This is a genomic window from Klebsiella sp. 10-1, from assembly GCF_009758445.1.
GTDB classification, from domain to species: Bacteria; Pseudomonadota; Gammaproteobacteria; order Enterobacterales; family Enterobacteriaceae; genus Klebsiella; species Klebsiella scottii.
Window position 1 is genome coordinate 786846 of sequence record NZ_WQRE01000003.1, and the last position, 8846, is coordinate 795691.

Here is an 8846-nt window from a genome sequence, read left to right on the forward strand (position 1 = left end):
ATTAAAATATATTTCAATATCAAAAAAAACTGTGTTTGTCGTTTTTCATACCAGCTCTAAGTCTAGCATCCCGCTTAGTGATTTATCCTTATCGATTAAGCAGGGAACATCGATTACTGAGGATATATTCTCAGTATAAGTCCAAAGGGAAATTAGTAAATAGAACATAATACAGTTTTATTTTTACACTTTATTAACAATTAAGGTGGCCAGTTCCCCGTTGATTAACACACCGCGATGTTGGTAATGTCTTCATAAGCCACATGAGGACATCCCCATGAAGAAGCGTTTTCCGACGAACAGATCATCAGTATCCTCCGCGAGGCTGTAGCCAGGGTTTCTGCCCGTGAGCTCTGCCGTAAGCACGCCATTTCCGACGCCACCTTTTACACCTGGCGTAAGAAGTAAGGCGATATGCAGGTGCCCGAGGTTAAGCGCCTTAAGTCGCTTGAGGAAGAGAACGCCAGACTCTGGAAGCTGCTTGCCCAAGCCATGCTGGATAAGAAGGCACTTCAGGTGGCTCTGGGGCGAAAGTACTGACGACAGACCAGAAGCGGGAAGCCGTTGAGTTTATGTGTGTTGCGACCTGCCGCTACGAGGCTCAGTGTCCGGCGGCTGATGCGCATTTATCAGGGCGCATTATTGAGCTGGCAATGAAGCGCAGGCGTTTTAGCTACCGCCGCATCTGGCAGTTACTGCGACGTGAAGGCCTTCTGGTTTATCACAAGCGCGTGTACCGCCTTTATCATCTCAGCGGGCTGGGCGTAAAACGCAGACGACGTCGTAAAGGACTGGTAACGTAACGTCTACCGCTGCTCCGCCCGGCAGCACCCAACCTAAGCTGGTGGATGGATTTTGTCATGTACGCGCTGGCCACCGGTCGCAGGATAAAGTGCCTGACCTGTGTGGACGACTTCACGAAGGAGTGTCTGACAATTACCACCGCATTCGGGATTTCAGGTGTTCAGGTCACGCGTATTTTAGACAGCATTGCACTGTTTCGAGCCTTTCCGACGACAATAAGAACTGATCAGGGGTCGGAGTTCACTTGCCGTGCACTGGATCAATGGGCATTTGAGCATGGTGTTGAGTTGCGCTTAATCCAGCCGGGCAAACCAACGCAGAACGGGTTTATTGAGAGCTTTAACAGACGATTTCTCGATGAATGTCTGAATGAGCACTGGTTCTGCGATATCGCTCAAGCCAGGAAAATCATTAATGACTGGCGGCAGGATTATAACGAGTGTCGTCCACATTCGGCACTGAATCTTCAGACGCCATCAGAGTTTGCAGCACGGTGGCGAAATGGAAAATGTGAAGATAAACAAACTGACATTACTAACTGAAGGTTGTATCTAATACCGGGGGCAGGTCAGTTAGTAAAAGCGCAATCGAACCAGGATTTTTACAGGCAAAATGATATGGCTTCGTGCGGTTTTAGTGAACGAGGGTGAACCTGAAGAAAGGAATATCCAAATGACAGAAAGCAAAAAACCAGACGTCAGGAGACGTCTGGTTTCTTTAATCTGGCTCCTCTGACTGGGATCGCCTTTGCCAGTAACAGGCTAATACATAAGCTAAACTTGAATTCACTTGTTGTCAAGACCACCAGAATGACCACCATTTTTCCCCCTATACGCCGATAGAATCACTGGGGGATAATTACACTTTAATCATTTATATAAAAATTAGTTAAGGATTCGCGGGTAATCATGAAAAAACATGGCACCCTAACTTGGATCTCATTTGCCAGTGACTGGCGAAAAATTAAGCAAAAAGAGGATTCTTATTTGCTCAAGCCAACCAGAATAATCACCAAACTAATGAGCTAGTAAACCATTAAGGTATAGGCTTGGTTTACACCAGATAGGGTGTAACTAGTTGTATTGAATGCTTAAAAGTGATCATATGCAACTCTCATGGTTGATTGCATCTTTAATCATACATTCTGGTAATTGCACTTGACTACAAAATCTGAGATCGTTTTAACATTTGATGACTTCAAATGAATTCGGTGAGCTATCCTTAGGTTGTACTGACACTAGGCTAAGGGATTGTAAACAGCCGTAGCCGTCAGTTCTGAGGGATCCCTTCTGCTCACCATACTTTTGAGTCCATTGGCAAAAAAAATCGAGCAGGATTCAGACATATGGCAAATATAAGGATTAAATACCATGCTAATGAACACAGCATTCTATATGCGGAGACTGGGGGCTGTTGCCCGCTCTGTACATTACCTATGATGTTCAAGAAAGCAAGTTCTAGACATCCTAGTATAGGATATGAGATTGCTCATATTTATCCATTAAATCCGAATAAATCGCAGGCAAAGGCTCTTGAGCAATATTCAGTACCTGATGACATCAATTCCCTTGAAAATGTAATTCTCTTATGCCCAAATTGCCATACAAAGTATGACAAAGATTTCAAAATCGAAGAATATCTTAGGCTTTATAATATTAAAAATGGCTATCTTAGTGAGACAAAGGCAAAACAAACAGCTTCTCAATATGCTCTGCAAGATGAAGTGTGCGAAATATTAGATCTCATTGTGCTTGGTGATGATAATTTTGCGAATTTTTCTGAGACTAAACTAGATGTCAGTTCGCTTAATGAAAAACTCAAGACCGATATGAGTCCTTTGCAGAAGCGAGAAATTCGTTCAAATGTTATCGACTATTTTGTACCTATTAGGAATCATATCCGACTTCTCGAACAGTTGGATCAAGCCGCCATACGAATACTACAGAATCAAGTAAATACCTATTATCTGATAATGGAAAAGCAAAACCCTAAGAATAAGGATTTAGTTTTTAACTATGTTTCACAATGGATAAGCTTGAAGTCTGGTAAATCCATTATTGCATCCAAGATCCTTACATCTTTTTTTATCCAAAATTGCGAGGTGTTCGATGCTAGTTCCAACTAAATTCACGAGTCTTGAAGAGTCGACCATTTTTAAAATGCTAGTCATTTTAAAAAACAAAGTAGACGACGAAAAATTGTCGGACTTATTGACAAGAACTTCGGCGAGCTTTCAAGATGCTTCGGAATTTTTACATGCTTTAGATATCCTATATGTTCTTGGTTTGATTGATGTTGATGTTTCGATGGAAACGATAAATTATGTTAAGTAAAATAATCTGCTCACTTTTCAATCATGGTGGAATATCATTCAATTATGGCTTGAATGTAATTCTTGGTGATGATAATGCTAAAAACTCAATTGGAAAATCCTCTGCTTTGATGGTCATTGATTTTGCTATGGGTGGTATGTCTCTTTTGGATGATAAGGCTGGTATTATCAAGTCTATGGGGCACCATAGTTATATCTTTGAATTTATTTTTGACGATGTTGTATATTATTTTAAACGGTCAACAAGTGAATCTAATGTGGTTCATGTGTGCAATATGCATTATAAAGTAATTGATGAAATTAGCATTGGTGATTATACAGATAAACTCAAAATACTCTATAACTTAGAGCATCTAAAAAGTAGTTTTCGTTCACTTGTTAGTCCTTTCAGTCGAATATGGAATAAAGGTGCTTTAGACCCTGAGCAACCATTTTCTGGCGATGTGAAAGAATCAGCAGGAGTAGCTATTGGACGACTCATCGATCTCTTTGAATATACGGAAGATATCGCTGAAGAGAAGTCTACTTTAGACGAATATAATGAAAGGAAAAAACTCATATCCAAGTCGATGAATGCTCAAATCATTCCCAAGATCAACAAGGCTCAATACAAGACCAATCAGAAAATAATAACTGACAACAATGATGCTATTAAAGCCTTGAAACAGGGGTTTACGGGAGCTCTAAGCGCCTATGAAGCCCTCTTTGACGAAGAACTGCGTAAACTTCATCAGCAAAAAAATGAATTAGGTAGCCAAAAAAATGATGTGCTAATAAAAATAGAACGAATTAATCGAGATATCTCAGGGGTAACACCGAGATTAACTGCTAATATTGCTCTTATTAAGGAGTTTTTCCCTAATGTAGATTCAGAACGTCTTGAGCAGGTTGAGTCTTTTCATCAAAATATCACTAAAATAGTGCAAAAAGAACTTAAAAAAGGTCTTGCATTGTATTCTGAAAACTTATTGCAAATCAATACTAAGATCGTTGCTTTGGAGAATAAAATACGAACTGGTTTGGCAGCAAAAGGAACGCCAGATGATTTGTTCATGCGAGTGTTCGAACTAAAAGAACTTGCAGATAAAGCTGCTGAAGAGAATAGCTTTTATGATAAAAAGGTAGCTATCGGCAGGGACGCGTTGCTATCCAAAGAACGTTTGGAAGCGATATACTTTGGTATATTCCTTAATATAGAAAATGCACTAAATATAAAATTAAAAAACTTCAATAAAGTAGTTTACGGGCCGAGCAGAAATGCATCTCAGCTTAGGATAAAAAATGCAAATTCATACAACTTCATCTCGCCCGAGGATACTGGAACTGGAAAGTCTTATGCAGGCTTAGTTGCATTCGATCTTGCTATGCTTTCACTAACTAACCTGCCGTTCATAATCCATGATTCAGTTATCTACAAGAATATTGAGGTTCCTGCCACAGGGAATATAATCCGAATTCTAGCATCTGTTAAACGTAAGCAGATATTCCTTTCATTTGATGAAGCCGCAAAATTCGGTGCCAAAGTTGAACGATTGCTGCGGATTCATACCGTTCTCAAGTTGAGCGATAACGATCTGCTCTATACGAAAGACTGGAGGGAGCAGCAATAGTTAATTGATATGTATTAACAATAATTACTGGCTTGAATAGCCAGTAATTAGAATAAATGACTAGTACATCATCAATATTTTCTTTTAATGAACCATTTCGTAAGGGGGCGGCGAGGACTCCGTCGCCGCCAAGTGTAAATTCACTATGGTCTTATCTCAGTTTTCCTCGAAGTTGCAAACTTGCCTCTGGTAAATGTCTACGAATAATAAGGTCATCTGCGCACTCCATTTTTTCTGACCCTTGAGGACTAAGTTTCTGGAGTTTATGATCTGTCGGAATCGCCGGGGCTAGTGGAGAACTGAGTGATATCCAAGTTTCTGCACCTGTAGCCAGGCGTGTAGCAACAATTGGAATTACTATTGCTCCAGCTTCATTGTCATATCGTTGAACTTCACGAGAGAAAGAAAATTCGGTTCCATACTGCCGAATCAGATCACGGGCGAGAAGATCAAGCGATCGTCGAGTACGCTCGGCAGGATAAGGCGGATATCCACCATCAAACGCATGTTCAATAAACTGAATGCCGAGTTTGCGATCTAGGAGCGAGTGGTCCATTCGATTGCGGAAACTTTGCAGGCAGCGATAGCAGGATGTGTCGCAGTTTTCTGGACAACTTGCTAGAAGATTTCGCGTGTGCTCAAACAATTCTCTTGCCCGATTCACAAGTTCGGTCGAAAACCCTGCACCTCCTGCCAATGTGTCATATAGGAAAATTTCAACTTCGTTACCGCTTGCGCCTTTTTCTGTCAAAGCTGGGCGGTATTCGGCTAGAACTTCTCCCGGTTCAATATCTAGTGTTTGACACGCAGCCTTGGCCATAGCTTCGCATAGAGTTCTAAGTACAGAATCAGCTTCTATACTGCCGGGCAAGAGTTGGAACGGCTCTGTTAGCGGGAATGAAAATAATGCAATGTCAGTTTTGAAATCAGTCCCAAGAATTACGTGACGTTTTGCCGCTCCTCCTGGGCAGATGGAGCCTTCTTCACTGCGGAATGGCGTAGCGTGTGGTTGTGAGAGTAGTTCCTCAGGAGCCGCCGATGACTCGATTCGACCACAGGCGAGACAATAATCGTAGCCATCTTTATCGACACCAGTATTTGATACTAAGAGAAATTCTCTCGCTTTGAAAGCACGCACCCGCTCGGATACCTGAATCCAGCTCTTGTCAGGATTAGGCGTTTGCATGACTAACTTGGCACGCGTCGCTCTTGCGGTCTCGTTTGGTGAGTCTGGCTCAGTTTCCGGCGGTGTATCGATTGGGTGCGCAAAGCCGACAGGACGGAACCAGACCCTTGCCGGGCCGAAAGAGTTGGGTGTGTTGCAGGCTGGACAAGTCTCTGTCGTGTTCTCCCTCTCTTTTAAGTAATCGTCAGTCCTTGCATGGGAGCAAGTGCTGCACTCGAAGTAGAGTTTTCGTTTTCCCCAAGCGTCCCGTCGTTCGGCTGGATAAGGAGAATATATAGCTTTGGATGTATACTGTTTGCCGTTTATCCAGAGTTGCTTGTTTGGTGCGTATTGAGATAGAGCCAGTGCAAGCCCCTGAGCGGGAGCATAATCTATAACCGATGTGAACGGGGTTGATCTCTCTTGATTGAAAACGTGAAATGCCACAACATCGGTTGGAAACGCATACCGTGGAACTACTCCTCGGTAAAGGAGACGGTCAAGTAGTTTATCCGTGGCGGGATCAACAATATGTACGTTATCCTCTGACTCGGTCATTATCTCATTCTCGGTTTGATCACCAGAGTCGTCCTTACTTTTTTCTAGGGCGGCGTTGACATCTTGGTTCTCTGATTGAATAAAATCTATGGCTTCGTCAATCGTATCTGTCGCGTCAACCATCATTTCAGCAATCAACCTATGGCGATCATCTGGCGACAACTCAGTGGGTAGCCAGCGATCAGCCGCGTTAGCGAGGTCTTGTGCATTATCTTCTAGCCATTTAGCAAAATCATAACGATTGAGCAAAGGTCCCCGAGTTTTGAAATCACCGACTTTGCCCAAAACGGAAAACAAATTAGGATCGGCACCTGGGATTAATCCAGGAATACGGTCTTCATGATAGCGCTGAAGCAGGTAGGCGCGAAGATGGCGTCGCGTTATTTCCGGATTTTCTAACGTGAGGCGTGGATCAATGACATTACCCCGTATCATTTCCTCTGGATCCGTAAAATAATGGTCGTCATGGCTGTCCGAGCTGCCAAATGCTACAACAGTCGCAACAGCATTAGCACGTCGGCCTGCTCGGCCAGCACGCTGCTGATAATTGGCGCGGGTTGGAGGCATATTACGAAGTGCCACGCCTGAAAGATCACCGATATCAATACCTACTTCCATAGTCGTGGTGCTTGAAAGCACATCAATAGCGGGTTCACCAGGGCGGTCCTTATCTCTCCAGGCGACATCGATATCCTGAAATCTTATTTCGTGTCGCTCAGAGTGAGAGAAGGCTTCATCCGGCTGTGCCGCTCCAAGTTGAGCTGTGTGCTCTGCTGCAATAATGGTCATTAGTTGGGGATCTTCAACATCAAGTGCTGAAGCGATAGGGTCGCGATAAAAACCACGACGTGCCTTGTAAACCTCATCTAAAGCGGGATCAAAGTTGCTCACATCGGAACTTTCACAGTCAATACATCTACTGAGAGTTCCGACTGGGCGATGAACAGATTTGCAACTATTGCATCGCTGCCACTGACCATTTAAATGAAGAGAAAGCTTCGAAGCAACTAAACGATGTCCCCCTCCCATTGTTTGCTCGGTAAAAATGGTCAGAAGAGTTGGAAGCCAATTCTTTTTGAATATTGATTTCGATTGCTTCGATACAAGAACTCGGTTCATGGCAGTAAATACCCCTTGATGGGATCTCACTCGTTCATTCCACCAAGAGTCAGGCATGTCTGAAAACCAGATTCCCGGATCAAGCGTCCAGCATCGCAGCCAAGCTCGACAGACTGTCAATTTAGCCTCCTCGGTTTCGGCGACTCCTGGTAGATCGGGAAGTTTTACAATCTTGGACGAGATTTGTGGAGGCTCGCCAATCGTGGCGATCGCCAAGGCCTCCAGATCAAGTCCCATGTTCGTATGTTTAAACGTATCGGAGATTGCCTGCATAAGACGCTGCGGGCATCGGGACAACGAACTGAGGAGTTGAAAGAGCTGTATACCTGCGGGAGATGGGCCTGGACTTGGTCCTTCTACCTCTGAAAGTGTTTCTGCATCACCAAGTTGGGGCCTTAGTCGAACGCCTAACTTATGGGCAGCCACTAAAACTGATAAGTACGCATGGTTGAGCACAAGAGTTTTGGAGAAGTCCGGATCGCGGCTAAGAATCTTATAACCCAACGGAAGGAGTGCCCGCACAGCATCACGTAAGGAATAGTTCTGAAGTGTGCCAGCCAGACGAGCGGCTACTTGGCGAGAATCAGAGAAGATTAGAACCTTACGCCCACGAAGTGGCGCAAAAGAAGTTTGTTGCTGTGGACCAGGGGGCTGTATTCTTAGCTGTGATCCCAATAAAGCCTGAAACGGTTGATCGCCCTTGGTCTGATGATCTTGAACGCTAGATTGTCCATGACCTGCCATCTGGTTGCAACATGCACAAGGAGCGAATTGCCCTGGACCTGCTCCACGGGTTGTATCTTTCGAGCCATCTGTTACGGGCTTTGCAGGAGCAAGGAAGACGGTTCGATATTTCTCTCCTAGTACATCTGGATTAAGCTGGCCCGATACAAGATCATAGTAAGCGGCTTTGGCTTTATCATCCGATGGCGGTTCTTCAATAAGAAGATCAAGAGGATGAAGAGCCTCTATAAGCCCTGAAGCAGTCTCAATTCTTTCACCTTCTTTGGACCATAAATAGCGTGGCTGCGCAACATCATTTGTATAGGCCCTGGCATATGAAGTGCCACAATGACGGCAAGTATAATATTCCAAAACCGGAGCGCCGCAACTGCATCGCTCGTGTGGTTGTGTAGTGGTCAACTAAAACTGGCCACCGCTTTAGAGTTTTTCCAGTATCGATTTTCCGATTCGTTTGGGGGTAACCCACCGTTATAGTCATGCGGCCTTAGCGAGCTGTAATACCCGACGATATAGT

Annotated in this window: 4 protein-coding genes and 1 pseudogene; 4 read left to right on the forward strand and 1 reads right to left on the reverse strand. The window is 43.9% G+C overall.

The annotated features are described in order from the left end of the window. Positions 1-303 precede the first annotated feature (303 nt). The 4 genes and pseudogenes from GO007_RS15395 to GO007_RS15405 all read left to right on the forward strand — a co-directional run bounded on the left by GO007_RS15395 (position 304) and on the right by GO007_RS15405 (position 4746). Positions 304-1346, forward strand: a pseudogene (locus GO007_RS15395) (IS3 family transposase). A gap of 803 nt (positions 1347-2149) precedes the next feature. Further along, positions 2150-2929 (forward strand): ABC-three component system protein, encoded by a 780-nt coding sequence (locus tag GO007_RS15400; RefSeq protein ID WP_095101315.1) that lies wholly within the window; start codon positions 2150-2152, stop codon positions 2927-2929. 34 nt (positions 2930-2963) lie between these two features. Continuing rightward, complete coding sequence (locus GO007_RS29555) at positions 2964-3137, forward strand: ABC-three component system middle component 7 (protein WP_328592366.1); 174 nt, start codon at positions 2964-2966, stop codon at positions 3135-3137. Continuing rightward, positions 3127-4746: a DUF2326 domain-containing protein gene (locus GO007_RS15405; RefSeq protein ID WP_095101319.1), complete on the forward strand. Its 1620-nt coding sequence runs from the start codon at positions 3127-3129 to the stop codon at positions 4744-4746. The genes GO007_RS29555 and GO007_RS15405 overlap by 11 nt, the downstream gene beginning before the upstream one ends. Positions 4747-4897: 151 nt before the next feature. On the opposite strand, the gene GO007_RS15410 is transcribed toward GO007_RS15405, so the two are convergent. Then, a complete protein-coding gene (locus tag GO007_RS15410; protein ID WP_143350178.1) occupies positions 4898-8683 on the reverse strand; it encodes a DUF1998 domain-containing protein in 3786 nt (1261 codons plus the stop codon). Positions 8684-8846 lie beyond the last annotated feature (163 nt).